13 protein-coding genes are annotated in these 16,953 nt (G+C 41.6%); 10 read left to right on the forward strand and 3 right to left on the reverse strand.

Annotation, left to right across the window (positions count from 1 at the left end; translation table 11 throughout):
• The first annotated feature begins 1,003 nt into the window (after window positions 1-1,003).
• Window positions 1,004-1,753, forward strand: a complete 750-nt coding sequence (locus tag F9817_RS08080) for a GntR family transcriptional regulator (protein WP_161154455.1) — start codon at window positions 1,004-1,006, stop codon at window positions 1,751-1,753.
• A gap of 81 nt (window positions 1,754-1,834) precedes the next feature.
• On the opposite strand, the gene F9817_RS08085 is transcribed toward F9817_RS08080, so the two are convergent.
• On the reverse strand, window positions 1,835-3,322 hold the full coding sequence (locus F9817_RS08085) for a UxaA family hydrolase (RefSeq protein WP_161154456.1): 1,488 nt from the start codon (window positions 3,320-3,322) through the stop codon (window positions 1,835-1,837).
• A 105-nt stretch (window positions 3,323-3,427) separates the two neighbouring features.
• Window positions 3,428-4,831: a glucuronate isomerase gene (gene uxaC / locus F9817_RS08090; protein ID WP_161154457.1), complete on the reverse strand. Its 1,404-nt coding sequence runs from the start codon at window positions 4,829-4,831 to the stop codon at window positions 3,428-3,430.
• A 312-nt stretch (window positions 4,832-5,143) separates the two neighbouring features.
• On the opposite strand from uxaC, the gene F9817_RS08095 reads away from it, so the two are divergent.
• From F9817_RS08095 to uxuA, 5 genes are all read left to right on the forward strand, one after another.
• Window positions 5,144-5,746, forward strand: coding sequence for a TRAP transporter small permease (locus F9817_RS08095; protein WP_345789714.1), 603 nt, complete (start codon window positions 5,144-5,146; stop codon window positions 5,744-5,746).
• Window positions 5,747-5,784: 38 nt separating this feature from the next.
• Complete coding sequence (locus F9817_RS08100; RefSeq protein ID WP_427916701.1) at window positions 5,785-7,104, forward strand: TRAP transporter large permease; 1,320 nt, start codon at window positions 5,785-5,787, stop codon at window positions 7,102-7,104.
• Window positions 7,105-7,125: 21 nt separating this feature from the next.
• Window positions 7,126-8,097 carry a TRAP transporter substrate-binding protein gene (locus tag F9817_RS08105; RefSeq protein WP_161154459.1) on the forward strand — a complete coding sequence of 324 codons (972 nt, stop codon included), beginning with the start codon at window positions 7,126-7,128 and terminating at the stop codon, window positions 8,095-8,097.
• 87 nt (window positions 8,098-8,184) lie between these two features.
• Entirely contained in the window at window positions 8,185-9,663 is a 1,479-nt protein-coding gene (locus tag F9817_RS08110; protein WP_161154460.1) for a mannitol dehydrogenase family protein, read from the forward strand.
• Between the two features lie 18 nt (window positions 9,664-9,681).
• Window positions 9,682-10,740, forward strand: coding sequence for a mannonate dehydratase (uxuA, locus tag F9817_RS08115; RefSeq protein ID WP_161154461.1), 1,059 nt, complete (start codon window positions 9,682-9,684; stop codon window positions 10,738-10,740).
• A 42-nt stretch (window positions 10,741-10,782) separates the two neighbouring features.
• On the opposite strand, the gene F9817_RS08120 is transcribed toward uxuA, so the two are convergent.
• On the reverse strand, window positions 10,783-11,511 hold the full coding sequence (locus F9817_RS08120) for a sulfite exporter TauE/SafE family protein (RefSeq protein WP_161154462.1): 729 nt from the start codon (window positions 11,509-11,511) through the stop codon (window positions 10,783-10,785).
• Window positions 11,512-12,683: 1,172 nt separating this feature from the next.
• Between F9817_RS08120 and F9817_RS08125 the strand changes: the two genes are divergently transcribed.
• From F9817_RS08125 to phaC, 4 genes are all read left to right on the forward strand, one after another.
• The gene (locus F9817_RS08125) at window positions 12,684-13,424 is read left to right on the forward strand and encodes an SDR family oxidoreductase (protein ID WP_161154463.1); all 741 of its coding nucleotides are present in this window, start codon (window positions 12,684-12,686) and stop codon (window positions 13,422-13,424) included.
• A 12-nt stretch (window positions 13,425-13,436) separates the two neighbouring features.
• Entirely contained in the window at window positions 13,437-14,642 is a 1,206-nt protein-coding gene (locus F9817_RS08130; RefSeq protein WP_161154464.1) for an acetyl-CoA C-acetyltransferase, read from the forward strand.
• A 42-nt stretch (window positions 14,643-14,684) separates the two neighbouring features.
• Window positions 14,685-15,038: a phasin family protein gene (locus F9817_RS08135; protein ID WP_161154465.1), complete on the forward strand. Its 354-nt coding sequence runs from the start codon at window positions 14,685-14,687 to the stop codon at window positions 15,036-15,038.
• Between the two features lie 70 nt (window positions 15,039-15,108).
• Window positions 15,109-16,890, forward strand: coding sequence for a class I poly(R)-hydroxyalkanoic acid synthase (phaC, locus tag F9817_RS08140; RefSeq protein ID WP_161154466.1), 1,782 nt, complete (start codon window positions 15,109-15,111; stop codon window positions 16,888-16,890).
• Window positions 16,891-16,953: the final 63 nt, after the last annotated feature.

Genomic DNA, 16,953 nt, shown 5'->3' on the forward strand with positions numbered 1-16,953 from the left:
TCTACGTAGAAAATCAGTAACACAGCCTAGGAGCGAATAAAACTCGCCCTTCGGGAGCTCATCAACAAACCTATTTCTTCGCCCAATCACGTTAAAAGGGAATGACCATTCCTGCCGNTAGGCAAGGCACTGATTTGAAGACATAGTCATTCTACGTAGAAAATCAGTAACACAGCCTAGGAGCGAATAAAACTCGCCCTTCGGGAGCTCATCAACAAACCTATTTCTTCGCCCAATCACGTTAAAAGGGAATGACCATTCCTGCCGTGATTGAGATTGACCTAGGCTCGTTGATGAAGCTCTGAATCCTGCATCTTGAGGTCATTTGGGTATAGCTATGAACATCACTCTGTTGAACTGCGAGCGACGGGTTTTTATATCTTCATCTTATCCACTGAAAGAGTCCTTACCTCAGGCTTTAGAATATTCATTATAAAATTGGCAGGTGACTCGATATATGATTCGTTTAACTGCAGAATAAAACAAAGTAACGATGAGAGCGAAGTGCATAACTGTTTTGTTCAGGCATCTACATTTATCGTGCATGCTGATAAATCACGAGACGAAATGAAGCGTTTAATGCAAAAAACAGAAAAATAATAAATAGAGAACCAGACATCAAAAATAACCATTCATTTGAATCAACTACAGTCTGATAGATAAACATAACAAGACATAAGCCACTCATGAATAATAGCATAAGTGCTCGTTCTAACTCTTTAACGTACTTTCTCTTCATTTTAAAACAGACAAACATTAATGATAATTATTATCATTAATGTACTCCATATTTTCATGATCTGTCCAGTCCTTATCATTTGAAAGTACTTTATATTTATCACGTAGACATTCATTAAGCGCAAAGAACACCCCATTACATGAGTTCTCGGCATGCATCATACTTTACTAAATCCTTTCATTATACGTTGAGTTTTTCCTTTCCCGATTATGCAACACGACGTAATATATATACCATTGGTATAACAAATTAGTACTCTATATTATGGAATCGAATTACAAGCTATATCAGCAAATAGCCAATCGCTTTAAAGAACAAATGGGTAACGGCCGTTACAAAGTGGGAGATATGCTACCAGCAGAAAGAATTTTGGCTGAACAGCTTGAAGTCAGTCGTACTGTCATCCGTGAAGCGATGATCATGCTTGAAGTCGAAGGATTTATTGAAGTACGTAAGGGTTCTGGTATCCGTGTTGTGAGTATTGAAGGAAATAGAACCACAATTTCTGAATCAACCTCATCCCAATTTGCTAATAGTAATTATGGCCCGTTCGAACTACTTCAAGCACGACAATTGTTTGAGAGCAATATTGCTGAATTTGCGGCAATGCAAGCCACCAAACAAGATTTAGTGGCGCTAATGAAGATTCAAGAACAGGCAAAAAATGACGAGTACAGTCGTGACTCTCATTGGGATAGTGAGTTTCATATTCAGCTTGCACGGTGTACACAAAATTCGGCTATCGTTGATGTCGCTGAAACGCTTTGTCGACACCGAGAAGACAACCCTTATTGGAAAAAGCTTCATGAGCATATTCATGATGACCAAATACGTAACTGGTATCACGAACATGAGCATATTGTTAAAGCACTTATTCAACGCGACGGTAAAGCTGCAAAACAAGCGGTTTGGCAACATATCGAAAATACAAAACAAATGCTATTTGACGCTTCAAGTGATGACTATGACCGCTTTCTTTTTGCCGAAAATCCTTTAACTGACTTTTCTCAATAAAAACGATCGAACAGCTTAATCAAACATTAAAAAGCAGAGCCAGTCTAAAAGCTCTGCTAATACGTATCCCCAAAATGATGTTTATAATGTCACACCGCTTTTAAACACTGCGATTTCGCGAAAATCGTTATATTCATTACATGTCTGTTGACCGCTAACCACTAAAGCAATGTTATCAATCAACGCTTCCAACATATCCTCCATAGTGCTGCCTTCGACAAGCTGACCAGCATTAAAATCAATCCAATGAGGTTTTCTTTGAGCAAGGCTAGTATTCGTCGCCACTTTAAACGTAGGCACAGGTCCTCCATAAGGTGTCCCCCGCCCAGTGGTGAATAACACGATATGGCATCCCGCCATTGCAAGTGCTGATGTCGCCACTGCATCATTTCCTGGGGCACTTAATAATGAGAGCCCAGTTCGAGTTAAACGTTCACCATACTGAAGCACGTTACACACAGGGCTATGACCAGATTTTTGGGTGCAACCAAGTGATTTTTCTTCGAGTGTCGAAATTCCCCCCTCTTTGTTACCTGGCGATGGATTTTCGTAAATAGGCTGGTTATGATCGATAAAATACTGTTTGAAGTTATTAATCATTTGCACCGTTTGCTCAAAGATCTTTTGATTTTCACAACGAGCCATCAATAAGTGCTCAGCGCCGAACATCTCTGGCACTTCTGTCAGCACTGATGTGCCACCATGAGAAATCACATAATCAGAGAAACGACCGAGCAGCGGATTGGCCGTAATCCCCGAAAAGCCATCAGAACCACCGCATTCAAGACCAAATCGTACCTCACTGAGCATCCCAGCTGAACGTTGGTCTTGTTGCATCACTTCTGCCAGTTCACGTAACTGTTGAACGCCAAATGCCACTTCATCATCATGATGTTGACACGTCATAAACCGAACACGTTGCGGGGCAAAGTCACCTAACGTCTCTTTAAACGTTGTAATTTGATTATTCTCACAGCCCAACCCAATCACAAGAACCCCACCTGCATTGGGGTGCTTCACTAAATTTTGTAATAACGTCCTCGTATTTAAGTGATCTTGTCCAAGTTGAGAGCAGCCAAACTGATGGGTAAAAACATGCACTCCATCGATAGAGCCGTTTGGTAACTCACGTTCTATTTGGCGTTTCATTTGCTGAGCAAGAGCATTAACACACCCAACCGTTGGGATAATCCACAATTCATTGCGTATTCCTACGTCTCCATTACCTCTTCGGTACAACTGAACATGGCGATCCATCACCTGCACATGTTCAGAAAAAAATGCAGGGGCATACTGATAGTCACTCACTGAACTCAAATTGGTTTTTATATTGGTATGATCAACATGTTGACCCTGCTCTATCGCCTGTATTGCATGGCCTATAGGCGCACCATACTTAATAATCTCATCGCCTATAGCAAGAGCATGGAGTGCGATTTTATGTGCTTGAGGAATATCTTGTTCAATAACAAAATGTGTATCGGCAAAGGTCAGTTCTTCACCTTGATGTAGTGGCGCTAGCGTAACCAGAACGTTATCATTGGGATGAATTTGTAGTAAGCGATTCACTATGTTCTCCTTGCTTCAGGAAGACACGTTATACCGATCAGGGCAACCCCTTTCTCGTTTGCCATGTTCGGTATAAGTGCTTAAAAATTTAGGTGATAGTGAAAGCTAAACACCAAAGTAATCTTTAGCATTGTTGTAGCAGATACCCCGCACCATTTGGCTCAACAGAGTAAAATCATAGGGAGCTTCCCCGTGCTCGACCCAAGAGGCAATCATCTGACATAAAATGCGACGAAAGTATTCGTGACGCGTGTAAGACATAAAACTGCGACTGTCGGTCAACATACCAACAAATCGACTCAGCAGACCTAATTGTGCTAATTGGGTCATTTGGCGCACCATTCCATCTTTTTGATCGTTAAACCACCAGCCAGCGCCAAATTGAATTTTTCCAGGGATATTTCCCCCTTGGAAGTTGCCGCACATAGTGCCAAGCACTTCGTTATCTCTTGGGTTTAGGCAATACAAAATGGTCTTAGGTAAAGCCTCTTCTTTATCCAAAGCATCCAGTAATTTTGCAAGCGGTGCAGCCACTAAATCATCATTGATCGAATCAAACCCCGTATCTGGGCCCAAGATATTAAACATACGCGTATTGGCATTACGTAACGCGCCAATATGGTACTGCTGTACCCAATTTCGCTTAGCGTACTCTTTGCCTAAATACACCAAAATAGCTGTCTTAAACTGAGCGGCCTGATACGGTGAGACTTCTTTACCAGCAAGGCGCTGCGTCAAAATGGCGTCCAATTCTTGTTCTGATGCTTCTTCATAGACGACCGTATCTAACGCGTGATCCGCAACGCAGCAACCGTGGGCTTGGAAATGGTCAAGACGTTTCCCCAAAGCAGTACAAACATCAGTAAAGGAATGAATAGAGACATCTGCTGCAGCTTCAAGTTTATGGATATAATCATTGAATCCCACTAAATGAATATTAAATGCCTTATCAGGTCTCCAACTCGGTAGCATACGAATAGAAAAACTCGGGTCTTCCGCCACCTGTTTATGTGCATCAAGACTATCAATAGGATCATCGGTTGTTCCTACCATCTCAACATTCATTTTTTCCATAATCCGCCGTGCTCTGAAATCATCAGTCGCCAACATTTCATTACACTGCTGCCAAATATGCTCAGCACTGTCTGCATTTACAATAACGTGCTCTAAGCCAAATGGGCGTCTTAACTCTAGGTGACTCCAATGATAGATAGGATTACCAATGGTAAAAGGAACCGTCGCAGCAAACGCTAGGAATTTTTCTTTATCGCTCGCATCCCCAGTACAAAAACGTTCATCAACACCATTACTGCGCATAGCGCGCCATTTATAGTGATCGCCACGTAACCAGATATCGGTCAGATTAGTGAATTGATAATTGTCAGCGACTTGGTATGGCGGCAGATGGCAATGATAATCAATGATTGGTAAATCTGCCGCAACATCATGATACAGGCGACGAGCAAGTTCAGAATGGAGCATGAAATCTTCAGATAGAAAAGTAGTCATGATTTATAAACCTAATTTGTTATACCAATTATATATACGTGTCATACTTATAACTTAAATCTAAAGAGATGAAATTCTGAGATCCAACCGTCAAATTGAGAGACAGAGTTTATATAGCGTCATTTCTCGCCACTTTTATTGTCATTTTGCTATAAAGTTCAAAATTTGAAACACCATTTCATTAAATGGTCTATTTTTTGATCGTTTCCTCATTTCCAGTGTCATACCAAATATAATCTAACAGACCATAAAGTATACCAGTTAGAGATACTGAGTTTATTGTTCCAATTGCAGTCGAGCTTGATTTCGGCAGTGCCAAGAAACAAGCAGTCAGGGCAGAAAGAACAACAACCCATTTTCATTACACAAGAGATGAAAGGTATGTTTATCCAAGCAATGAATCATTTGATAACTCGAATCCTACAATTCGTATTAACTGCTTTTATGGTCATTATGATTACAGCAGTTGTCTGGCAAGTATTTACCCGCTTTGTATTACAAGATCCGTCCAGTTTTACTGACGAGTTATCTCGTTATTTACTTATTTGGATTGGTATTTTAGGAGGGGCTTATACCTATGTGATTAAGCGTCACTTAGCGCTCGAATTACTCGCATCTCGGCTCACAGAACGAGGCCAAAGAGGATTGAGTATTTTTATCAATCTGATCATTTTTGCCTTTTCGGCTATTGCCTTTATTTATGGTGGATATGAGCTCGTTCATAGCACCTTAATTCACGGACAAACCTCCCCTGGTATTGCGATTGGTAGTCACCACCTATTAATTGGTTACGTCTATCTAGTTGTACCGATTTCTGGCTTGCTTATCTGTTATTTTGGTCTGGCTGATATCGCTAGCGCTTGGTTTGAACTCGCTCATAAATCCGGTCACGTATCAGTAGAAGGACAATTATAATGACCTTACTTGATCTGCTTTTTTCTCAGCATTTTTTGATGAATGCGCCCGATGCTTTTTTCGACTTTTTTCCTGTCATTGTCTTATTCTGCGTATTAGGTGTGTTACTGCTTGTTGGTGTACCGATTGCCTTTTCAATCGGTATTGCCGCCATGCTCACTGTCTTTATCGATTTTCCTTTCGATAAAGCCATGATTTTAGTATCCCAAAAGCTAGCTAATGGCTTGGATAACTTTGGCTTATTAGCGCTGCCGTTCTTTATCGTTGCTGGTAACTTGATGAATCGAGGGGGGTTAGCGACACGTTTAATCAACTTTGCGATGCTGTTCGGTGGACGGCTGCCTGGTTCACTCGCACATGTAAACGTGATTGCCAACATGCTATTTGGTTCTTTATCCGGCTCTGCCACTGCTTCAGCAGCCGCTGTCGGCGGCATCATGAAACCACTGCAGGAAAAGCAGCACTATCCCATTGATTTTTCGACCGCTGTCAACGTAGCTTCATGTCCATCCGGTTTATTGATTCCCCCCTCCAACATCTTGATCTTATTTGCCTTAGTCAGTAGTACTTCAGTGCAATACCTGTTCATTGCCGGTTACATTCCCGGTATTTTAATGGGTCTAGGCGTAATGGTGGGGATCTTTCTACTCGGTAAACGCAACCATATTCCACAACAAAAAATTGTCTTTAAAGAGAAAGCAACCAAAGTCGTTTTAGATGCAATTCCAAGTTTAACCCTGGTCGTGATTATCATGGGCGGTATCTTGGCGGGGATTTTTACTGCCACTGAAGCTTCAGCGATTGCCGTTGTTTACGCACTGGTGTTAGGGATTGCTTACCGCGAACTCAAAATGAAAGACATGTTCCCAGTGCTAATCGAAAGCGTTGTTACCACATCGATTGTTCTACTCATGGTTGCCACTTCTTCAGCGATGTCTTGGGCAATGGCCAACGCGGATATTCCGAACTTTATCGCCGATTTCGTGATGCAAACGTCGACTAATCCGATCGTTGTCGTGTTGCTAATGAATGTGATTTTGCTGGTCATTGGCACCTTTATGGACATGACGCCTGCGGTACTTATTTTTACCCCCATATTTCTGCCCATCGCGACTCAATTAGGTATCGACCCGATTCACTTCGGCATCATCTTAGTGTTTAACCTTTGTATTGGTATCTGTACTCCACCAGTAGGCACAGCACTTTTTGTCGGCTGCAGTGTATCAGACACCAAATTAGGTCAAGTCGTCCCTAAGTTAATTCCACTGTTTGCCATTATGGTGATTACGCTAGGCATCATCACTTTATTCCCATCTTTATCGCTTTGGTTACCAACCTTAGCCGGATATCAACATTAACGATAACAATAGGACCCTGCCATGAAACGTCTGAATTCTGTTGTGCTAACCTGCGCTATCTCAGCGTTAGCCGCTCTAAACATCAATGCCGCGCAAGCTCGAACCCTAAAATTGGCCCACGAATTGCCGACAGAACACCCTGTGCATGCCTCATTAACCTGGTTTGCTGACCAAGTTAAAGCACGCGCTCATATTCGCGTAAAAGTTTACCCTAACGGCACGCTAGGTAATGAAACGGGCTTATTACAGATGGTGCAAAACGGCACAATCGCTTTTACTAAAGTCAGCGCAGCACCACTCAACTCTTTTGCGTCAGATTATAAGTTGCTCTCACTGCCTTATTTGTATCGTAGCGACGCTCAATACCACAAAGTACTCGAAGGTCCGATTGGTCAAAAAATTCTCGCCTCATCTCGAGATTCTGGATTTATTGGACTGGCATTCTTAGATGCCGGCTCGCGCAGCTTTTATACCTCAAAGCCAATTCGAACTCCTGACGATCTAAAGGGATTAAAAATTCGCGTACAAAACTCTTCCGTTTCGATTGATACCATCAAAGCACTTGGCGCAACGCCGGTTCCTCTACCTTACGGCGAACTCTATTCCGCCATGCAACAAGGCGTTGTCGATGGTGCTGAAAATAATATCCCGTCTTACTACTCTTCTCGCCACTATGAAGTAGAGAAAGTTTATTCCTACGACAAACATACCGAGGTACCTGATGTTTTAGTGGTCTCCACCAGTATTTGGGATTCATTGACTGATGAGCAACGCAAAATCATCCGCGAAGTCGCAAAAGAAACCGTGAAACAGCAAGAAACCAACTGGAATAACTACGTTAGCAAATCGAAAAAAGCGCTAGAAGCGGACAACATTACGTTTGTGCAAAGTGATGTGGCTAAATTCCAAGCCGCCGTAAAACCGGTTTATGACAAGTTCCGCAAAGAAAATCCTGATTTAGTCGGTATGTTAGACGAAATACAAGCCCAATAATGGCAGTAAGCACTGGTATTTAATCAATACCAGTGCACTCTTTATCACGCCGCAATAACGGCCGTTCAAACCAAATAGAGTCTTATTATGAATTTATCTCTTTCTACTCTTACCAGTGCGAATACTCCCTTAACACTCAATCACTCTGCGGCACAAGTCGGGATTGTCCACTTAGGGTTTGGCGCATTCCATCGTGCTCACCAAGCATTAATTACCGACACTTATATGCAAGAATTTGGCGGTAATTGGAAAATTGTAGGGGTGACATGGGGAAGCAGCGATTTACCACAAAAAATGGCACAGCAAGATAATCTCTACACTGTCGGCGTGGGGTATAACGACACGCTCAATGTGCAGCTTATCAGCGCCATTGAGGAAATTTTAACTAGCACCCAAACCGATCAAGTTTTTGCTTACATGTGCAGCCCTGACGTAAAAATCGTCTCTCTTACTATCACAGAAAAAGGCTATTGCCATCACCCAGCGACAGGCGATCTCGATCTTAATCATCCGTTTATCCAACATGATTTAGCCGATCCAACCCATCCTCAATCAGCGGTGGGTTTTCTCGTTGAGGCTCTTAATATTCGTCGTCAAAAAGACATTGCACCATTCACCCCACTAACCTGTGATAACTTACCTGAAAATGGTCATGTACTCGAAAAAGTAGTCCTGCAATTTGCTCAAGCTCGGGATCCAGAACTGCATCAATGGATTAAAAATCATATTCAATTTCCTTGTACTATGGTCGATCGCATTGTGCCGCGTACCACAGAAAATGATATTAACCGAGTCGAGCAAGTTTTAGGATTGAGAGATGAAGCCTGTGTCGTCACCGAACCTTTCTTACAGTGGGTAGTGGAAGATAAATTCGTCAATGACCGCCCATTGTGGGAAAACACTTCGATTGCCAATATTGAAGTCACAGATAACGTGCTCCCATTCGAAGAAATGAAATTACGCCTGTTGAATGGCACCCACTCATCCATGGCTTATCTAGGCTACCTTTCTGGCTATCAAACCATTGCCGAAACCATTCGCGATCCTAAATTCAAATATTTCATTCGTCGTATGATGGATGACACCATCACCCCAGCAGTGCATATTCAGGGCGTTGATCTCGATGATTACAAATCACAACTCATTGAACGTTATGAAAATACCGCACTGCAGCACCGCACTTGGCAAATTGCAATGGACGGTTCACAAAAAGTACCACAACGCTTCCTACAAACAATGCGCTATGGTCTAGATCATCACGTTGATCTCTCACCACTGTATTTGGCTCTTGCAGGTTGGATCCGTTATGTCAGTGGGATCGACGAACAACATCAAGCGATTGACGTACAAGATCCTTTACGCGATGAGTTTGCTGCTATTTGGGAACAACATAAAGATCAACCTCAAGCGATCGTCAACGCTTTCGTGCATCTGGACAGTGTTTTCTCCCCTGAATTTGCTCGTGACAATACATTTATTGAATCACTCACCGGAGCATTAGAAACCATTATGACCTTGGGTTCTAAACAAGCTGTATATCAATGGGTTAGTACTCACAAGAACTAAAAACTAGGAAGCATGATCATGAGAATGACATTTCGTTGGTATGGTGAGGGAAATGACAAGATTAGCCTTGCCCAAATCCGACAGATTCCGGGCGTTGATGGTATCGTTTGGTCGCTGCACGATATGCCAGCGGGTGAGCTTTGGAGCGAAGAACGCATCACTAAAGAAGTCGCAACCATACGCCAAGCGGGGTTTCATGCTGATGTCGTTGAAAGTGTTAATGTCCATGAAGATATAAAGCTTGGACTTCCAACTCGCGACGTCTACATTGACAATTATAAAGAAACACTCAGAAGGTTAGCTAAAGCGGGTGTGAAAGTGGTTTGCTATAACTTTATGCCCGTATTTGATTGGACTCGAACCGAACTTTACCACCCTCTTAAGGATGGCTCTAACGCTCTGTTCTTTGAACAAAGCCGTATTCAAAATATTGATCCCATGGAGCTAATAAAAACATTATCACAAAATGTGGATGTGACTATGCCAGGCTGGGAACCTGAGCGATTAGCTAAACTGGAACACACGTTTGTTCAGTACCAAGGTTTCACCAGCGAACAGCTTTGGTCCAATCTACAGTATTTTCTTGAGCAAGTGATCCCGGTTTGTGAGCAGTACGATATTAAACTTGGTATCCACCCTGATGATCCTGCGTTTGCTATTTTTGGCCTGCCACGAATCATTACCAATTTAACTAATATCAAACGATTACTAAGCCTAGTCGATAGCCCCTATAACGGGTTAAGTATATGTACCGGTTCTCTAGGCTCAATCAATAACGATATTCCCGCTATCATTGACCAATGCTTTAGCCGTATACACTTTATGCATGTGCGTAACGTTAAACGATTTGCTAATGGTGATTTTATCGAGACCTCACATCGAGCCTGTGATGGTTCGGTCGATACGGTTAAGGTAATCAAGACCCTGCATAAACATGGGTATACAGGTTACCTGAGACCGGATCATGGACGTCATTTATGGGGAGAAGAAGAATGGGCCAGACCCGGCTATGGTTTGTATGATCGGGCGCTTGGCATCATGTATATTCTTGGTGTGTGGGATAGTTTAGAGAGTTAACGACAACAAAAAAAGAGAAGTGTGAACTTCTCTTTTTTATCGCTATAGAATCCCGAGCCCCTTTGCGATGGCGGTTGCTCCACTAATAAAACAGAGTGCGAGAGCAAACTTGCGGATGGTTTCTTTAGGCCAATTTTTTGTTAACTTAATCGCCGCCAAATACCCAAGCACTACAGCTGGCATCAGCGGTAAAGAGATCAATAAATGGTGCCACGTTAAAAATCCTGCACATAATTGAACAATAAGGGACATGATAGAACTGAACACAAAAAAGGCAGCTAGGTTGCCACGTAATTTATTCGCTTCTTGATGTTGCAGCAACAACGCCATAGGAGGGCCACCAATCGCACTACTGGTACCAAAGAAACCAGAAAAGAATCCCGCAATACACATGCGCTTGGGCGTTAGTTCAATGCGAAAAGGCAACAAGCTCACCAATACCGCCATCATAACCAGTAGTCCTAACCAAAGTTCTAGAACCTTAGCAGATACCCACACAAGTAAAACTCCGCCAGCGACAGACCCAGGAGCACGACCAATCAATGCCATCTTAAGCCCACCAATGGAAATATTATGCCTTAACTTCATGGCGTTAAGGAATGAAAGGACTAAAGCACTTAACGTCACAGGAGCGGGAACATAATCAGGAGAAAGAGCAAACAAAAGTGGAGCAGCCACCACAGCTAATCCAAAACCAATCGCAGTCTGAACAAAAGAACCGATAAAAATTAGCACCATCGAAATCACAATGGGGCTAGAAAAATAATCCATTATTTGACCTTTAACTATAAAGAGAAAAGAGATGAAGTTGATTAGTGAACTTTGGTCTAAAAATGTCACGCACTCATACTGTTGAGGAGTGTATCATAGTCAACGCAAGCATTGAGCCCCGTTGGATCAAACGCTTATTACATAAATTAAAAAAAGTGTGTTGTTTCGTTAAGCCTTTCTCTTTTCATGACCGAAAAGCAATCACTTTCCCCTCTTTACCTCCCCCAATTTCAACAACAAATCTCAAATAAATCAGCAATAACCTGTTCATCATAGGGTGACTTCATAGGCCATTAATACACATAGTATTGAGTTTTAACATAATAATTGTAACCCTCTCTTTTCTGTAATAAATTTGTAAATAAGCGACTTGTTATATCCTAATTGCATAATCATGCAGTACGTCGCTTTTCCTATCCCCATTAATCTCATATTTGTATACCAATCGATAATACCTATTTTCACTACGTGCATAATTCGTACTAGAAATATTCGGTTACTTACAATATCCAACCCTCTAATTTCAGACGCATTTTATTTTAAAAATTGGATAAACGCATAAGCGTTACGTTTCTCAAAAGTGAGAAATTAAACATAAGGAATAATAAGGTATTTTTATTCCATTTTGCTATATGAAGTTTATTAATCTCATTTAATTAAAAATACATAAGTAAACACTAATGATACTTAACATATTATTATCTGCTGATTCTATTTTTTATTTATTTTATAAAAAAAGTTTACCCCTTCTAAAAAACGCAAACATCGACTAGATCTAATAATAAATTTTACTACTACATATCAAACACTTACAAAAACACTTCAATCACTAATGAATATCTATATTCGTGATAAGCAAAAGAAAAATGATTTTGGGCAAAACTTGAAAAAGTACGAAATGCATTTCATAGTTTTGAGAGTGCGCTCATGATTCGAATCAAAACTAGCTTCTAGTATTAAGAACGTAACTAAAGAAATTTAATTTTAAAGTAGATGTGCAAATTTAAATAAATCCAAAACGTTATATTTAAAATTGTCATTTTTGAATGAAAGATATTAGAACGTCATATCTTAAAGATAATATTTTGTTAGGTAGCGAAATCAATCGCCATCTGCTAGCGATAGTCTTTGAGATGACAGCCAATACCGGACACTTTTGAATGGAGTCTTTTATGAAAAAGGTCGCTTTGATCACAGGGGCTACTGGCGGAATCGGTTCTGCCATTTCTTCACAACTGATTAACGATGGTTTTAAAGTCATCGCAACATACATCAAACCTATGTACGACCACTCAGTTGAATGGGTGAAAGAAAAAGGCTTCTCAGACGATCAAATTCGTTTACTAGAACTCGATGTGACTAAAGTCGATGAGTGCCAAGCCACCTTGACTAAACTGCTTGAGGAAGAAGGGAGCGTCGATGTTCTCGTTAACACTGCGGGTATCACCCGAGATGCACAATTTAAAAAAATGACTGCCGATGATTGGCAAGCCGTTATCAACACAAACCTAAACAGCGTGTTTAATGTGACTCACCCTATTTTCCCTTCAATGCTGGAAAAGAAATCAGGTCGAATTGTTAACATCACGTCAGTGAATGGTATCAAAGGCCAATTTGGTCAAACCAACTACTCAGCAGCTAAAGCGGGCATGATTGGTTTTACCAAAGCATTGGCTCTTGAGGGTGCAAAATATGGTGTCACTGTCAACGCAGTTGCACCTGGTTACACAGCAACCCCTATGGTTGCCAAAATGCGTGAAGACGTACTGGATGCAATCAAAGCTGAAATCCCAATGAAACGTCTTGCTACTCCAGAAGATATCGCTAATGCCGTCGCTTATTTAGTCAGCGATGCTGGTGCCTATATCACCGGTGAGACTTTGTCTGTCAACGGTGGTTTGTACATGCACTAGGGGAATATCTGGATGGAAAAAGTATTTATCGTAGCAGCGAAACGTACAGCTCTAGGGTCATTTGGCGGAGCGTTGAAGAATACACCCGCAGGTGAACTTGGTGCAGTCGCGGTTAAAGCGGCACTCGAAGCATCAGGTGTCGCCGCCGACAACGTTGATGAAGTGATTATTGGTAACGTAGTGGGTGCAGGCCAAGGTATGAATGTGGGACGCCAAGCATCCATTTATGCAGGTATTCCAGTTTCTGTTCCTGCTTATAGCGTCAATATGGTGTGTGGCAGTGGGATGAAAACCGTAATGGATGGCATCTCTCATATCAAAGCTGGCGATGCTAACGTGGTTATCGCAGGTGGCGTAGAAGTCATGTCTGCTATTCCTTACGCGATTTCTGGAAGCATTCGTAATGGCCACAAAATGGGGCATACCCAACTGACAGACCTAATGATTAACGATGGTTTGACTGATGTTTTCAACCAATATCATATGGGCGTCACCGCAGAAAACGTTGCCAAAGAAGTAGGGTTAACTCGTCAAGAGCAAGATGAATTTGCAGCATGGAGTCAAAACAAAGCCGTCGCCGCTATTGAAGCAGGCAAGTTCAAAGATGAAATTGTACCTGTTGAAGTCAAAGTTCGCCGCGACACCGTGATATTTGACACAGACGAATACCCTAAACCAAACACCACCGAAGAAACACTCGCAAGACTGCGTCCTGCCTTTGATAAAGAAGGTACGGTTACCGCAGGGAATGCGTCTGGTATCAACGATGGTGCAAGTGCCGTTGTACTTGCTTCTGAGCAAGCCGTAAAAGAATACAAATTGAAGCCATTGGCTGAAGTTGTCGGCTACGCTCAAGATGGCGTTGACCCTAAAGTCATGGGGTTAGGGCCTGTTGGAGCAGTCACAAAAGCGCTTAAAAAAGCACAATTAACAATTAAGGACATCGATCTTTTTGAACTGAATGAAGCGTTTGCAGCACAAGCATTAGGCGTTATCAAACAGCTTTCAAAAATTCATGAAGTCGACCCTAAAACCATTCTCGATAAATCCAACGTGAATGGAGGAGCCATTGCATTAGGTCATCCTCTGGGAGCATCGGGAAACCGAATTCTTGTGAGTTTGATTTACGAGATGCATAAGCGCTCAAATCAATATGGTGTGGCTTCACTGTGTGTCGGAGGCGGTATGGGCACAGCAGTGGTAGTCAAAGCAATTTAAACGTTAACGGATTAAATATTATTCACTATCAGGAGAATATCCATGTACACCGAATTTTTTAAAACATTTACTGATCAAGCAGAAAAAAGTTTCGAACCTTACACCAAATTCAATAAATTGATGGCTAAAAACGTTGAAACTTTGACTGAAATGCAACTGAAAGCTATTCAAACCTATAGCCAAATGGGCCTTGACCAAGTAAAAGCAGCCAGCGAAATTACTGACGTCACTTCATTGACTAAATTCAACAGCGAACAACTTGCCGTTTTCTCAAAATTATCCGAACAACTTGTTGCTGATAGCAATAAAATTCAAGCTATTGCTAAAGAATTCAAAGATGATTTTGACAGCTTGACTACTGAAAATCTGAAAACCGTAACTCCAAACGCTCAGTAAGGATATTTAGTTACAACGCTGCCTCGCTTCACCGCGCGGCAGCGTGGTTTCCGATCACAGGAGTCTCAAAATGTATCAAAACTTCTTTTCAGACTACCTTGTAAAACTCCAAGAAGCCAATGTGCATTGGTGGAAAAATGTTGAAGCAAACAAGGAAGTTCTTAGTTCTCCAGTCAACAAAGCATTACAAGAAGTGAATTTTGATGATACAGCGAAACTACTAGAACAAGCGGCTAATCAACCTCAAGCGATGATCAAACTGCAGACCCAATGGTGGGAAAAGCAGTTAGAAATCTGGCAAAACGTATTCTTTAACCCATCACAACCTAGCATTGTTGATGCGGATCGAGGGGATAAACGTTTTTCTGGTGAAGCTTGGGATGCTGATGTGGTTTCTAATTTTATTAAACAATCTTATTTGCTGTTTAGTAAAACGTATTTAGAAACGATTGAGTCGATTGAAGGCGTTGATGATAAAACAAAAGAACGTTTAATGTTCTTTTCTCGTCAAACCATCAATGCGCTTTCGCCATCAAACTTTATTTCAACTAACCCTGAATTACGTAAGCTAACCATTGAAAAAAATGGCGCTAATTTGATCGCAGGATTAGAGCAGTTGCAAGAAGATGTAGAATCTAGCGCTGAAATCCTAAAAATTCGTATGACGAACAAAAAGGCTTTCCGTGTTGGTGAAGACATTGCAACTACACCTGGTGATGTGGTGTATAAAAATGATCTGTTTGAACTCATCCAATACAAACCGATGACCAAGCAGGTAAATGCGACACCACTACTGATCGTTCCTCCATACATCAATAAATACTATATCCTTGATTTACGCACCAAAAACTCTATGGTGAAATGGTTGCTAGAACAAGGTCATACCGTATTTTTGATGTCTTGGCGTAACCCTGGTTACGAACAACGTAAAGTTGAATTCGGTGATTATATTACTGACGGTGTCGTCAAAGCGGTTACTGCAATTGAAGAAATCACAGGCCAAGAACAAATTAATGCAGCAGGTTACTGTATTGGTGGTACTGTTTTGGCATGTACCGTTGCTTATTACGCAGCAAAACGCATGAAAAAACGCATTAAGTCAGCGACTTTCTTCACAACTCTACTCGACTTCTCTCGCCCTGGGGATATTGGCGTTTATATTAACGACCCAATTATCAGTGCGGTGGAAATCCAAAACCAAGTTCGTGGTTATATGGATGGACGTATGATGAACGTTACCTTTAGCTTGCTAAGGGAAAATTCATTGTATTGGAATTACTACGTCGAACATTACCTGAAAGGGAATAATCCTGTCGACTTCGACCTACTTTACTGGAACAGTGACGGTACTAACCTAAGTGCTGAAACCAGTAACTTCATGCTGCGTGAACTCTATTTGAATAACAAATTGATTCAAGATAAAGGTGTGAAAATCGGTGGAGTCTGGATCGACCTACGTAAGATCAACATCCCAACCTACTTCGTTTCAACCAAAGAAGACCATATTGCTCTGTGGCAAGGTACTTACAATGGTGCATTGCATGTCGGTGGTAAGAAAACGTTCGTACTTGGTGAGTCTGGTCATATTGCTGGGATCATTAATCACCCAGATAAGAACAAATATGGCTTCTACATCAATGATAATCTGACTGAAAACCCTGAAGAATGGTTATCAGCAGCATCGCATACTGATGGTTCTTGGTGGACGCACTGGAATCAGTGGTTGGGTCAATTCAACCCTGAAGAAAAAGTTGCGCCTTATAACCAAGGTTCTGAACAACATCCTGTTATTACAGCCGCTCCAGGCGAGTATGTAAAGATTGTGCTTCCAGTCGATCAGTCTGAAGCATAGTGTGTCAATTGAGCGACTCAGTGAGTCGCTCTCTTTTTATCTCACGCTGTTTACAGTGTAAAT

The sequence above is a fragment of the Vibrio eleionomae genome, from assembly GCF_009874545.1.
GTDB lineage: Bacteria > Pseudomonadota > Gammaproteobacteria > Enterobacterales > Vibrionaceae > Vibrio > Vibrio nitrifigilis.